This is a genomic window from Ochrobactrum sp. SFR4 (genome assembly GCF_019730395.1).
Lineage (GTDB): Bacteria > Pseudomonadota > Alphaproteobacteria > Rhizobiales > Rhizobiaceae > Pseudochrobactrum.
On the sequence record NZ_JAAPBB010000827.1, the window covers coordinates 1 to 268 of the forward strand.

The 268-nt window shown below is 51.9% G+C and carries 1 pseudogene; it reads right to left on the reverse strand.

Going from position 1 to position 268, the window contains the following annotated elements:
* Nucleotides 1-268, reverse strand: a pseudogene (locus HBA93_RS21390) (hypothetical protein); the annotation flags it as partial.

Below are 268 nucleotides of genomic sequence, written 5' to 3' on the forward strand. Positions count from 1 at the left end.
ATGGCTTGTTGAGCTCTGCGATTGTCGGCGCAGTCAAACTCACCGGCTTCTCACCTGACGCATTACTTGCACCGACCTTAATGCCCATGTGTTCACGGAAATTAAAATCAGGGTCAGCAGCCCTACCCATTAAGAAGCGTTTCCAGCCTGGCACTCCTTTGTCGACCGGCTCGGCAAGATTGGACGGGTTAATGCCGAGGTTCTCTTTAGACCAGTTGTCAATGTTCTCGGTCAGCCCCCAAAGGTTGCCTTTAGGGTCGAAGGTTTT